Annotated in this window: 2 protein-coding genes; one reads left to right on the forward strand and one right to left on the reverse strand. The window is 66.2% G+C overall.

Annotated features, from left to right (window positions below; all coding sequences use genetic code 11):
• Positions 1–219 precede the first annotated feature (219 nt).
• On the forward strand, positions 220–804 hold the full coding sequence (locus Sco07f_RS39680; protein WP_439959718.1) for a hypothetical protein: 585 nt from the start codon (positions 220–222) through the stop codon (positions 802–804).
• Positions 805–878: 74 nt separating this feature from the next.
• Here Sco07f_RS39680 and Sco07f_RS39685 read toward each other — a convergent pair whose 3' ends face one another.
• Positions 879–1,223: a hypothetical protein gene (locus Sco07f_RS39685; RefSeq protein WP_108990817.1), complete on the reverse strand. Its 345-nt coding sequence runs from the start codon at positions 1,221–1,223 to the stop codon at positions 879–881.
• Positions 1,224–1,263: the final 40 nt, after the last annotated feature.

Consider the following 1,263-nt stretch of genomic DNA (forward strand, 5'->3'; position numbering starts at 1 on the left):
GGCACTTGCGGCCGACCCTACGGAACCCCGCGCAAGCACGAACAGGCCTGCTTATCCGAACTGGCCCAGACGACCTGGCGGGGTCGGCTCGCAGTCGAGTTGCTCAAAATAGTCGGCAACAATCACGGAGCCAGGAAGCATTCGGGCGCGTCGCGCTGCCAACTCCGTTCGTCCTGCTTGCCCTTCAACGCGTGTCCGGGACGGGGGAGAATGCAGCACATGGATGACGCGTTCACACTCCTTCGCCAGGCCGTCGATCTGCTGCCGGAGGAGGCAGCGGCAGAGAACGGGCAGACAGTCGGGGATGTGCGTGAGGACATCGGGCGCCAAGAGTGGGAGATGGTGCTCGGTGTTCTCATCGAGATCGGGGATGTCCACCCCGTGTCCGTGGAATTCTGGGACCTCCTTGCCGAGGCTGCTCGGCAGATGATGCTCGACCGCAGTCGACGTTGGTGTGAGTGGCGGGGCTGGGAGGTCCGGAACGGCACCCTCCGGGCGACCCTGAGCCTGGTGGGTGCGGAGGCGGGCCGACGCCGGACTGCATTCGCCGCAGACGGACGGCTCCGGCCGATGTGGGACATCGGCAACCGCACCGCCGGCGGGGAGCGAGAGCTGAACATCGCCAGGTTGTGGGCGGAGTATGCGCAAGAGCTCGGCCCGGGAGAGGCCGCCGACGTTCGGCTGGCTCCCCTGAGCCCTGAGCAGTGGAGGCACTTGAAGTGCGGCGATGTGATCACCATGCACGAAGCCCGACCTGTTGTCGGCACGGCCACCGTGATCGAGGTCCTGCCGCCGCGCGCCTGAGCCCATCACGTCGCCCCAGATGCCCAGCCAGCGGCAGACAGTTGTCCACCGCCAGGGCTCAGGGACAACCGAAATCAGTCGGCCTCCAGGGCCTCTGCCCGCCTCGCCAGGCCCGCTGCGATGTCATCCCAGTCCGGTCCGTGCAACCACAAGTTCTCGGCAGCCTCGCGCATCAGCGCTGGCTCATCAAGTCGCTGCAGGAGCACCAACCGATAGGAGAGATTGCGCACCCAGACCGGGAGACGACCATCGACCACGTGCGGGCTGAGCTCACGGAGCACGGCGAGGATCGAATCCGCGTCAGTGAATGTCAGTTCCTCGACGAAGCAGTGCTCCCGGTGGTCGAGGCCGCACTCAGGCGTCGGTCGGTACTCGTCTCCGTAGAGACACCGGGCGTGCTCCGTCAGGGTGCTGTGCATGTCGTGGAGCCTATGACGCCTTGACCTGCCGGAACGAACC

It is taken from the genome of Streptomyces coelicoflavus (assembly GCF_003112555.1).
GTDB lineage: Bacteria > Actinomycetota > Actinomycetes > Streptomycetales > Streptomycetaceae > Streptomyces > Streptomyces coelicoflavus.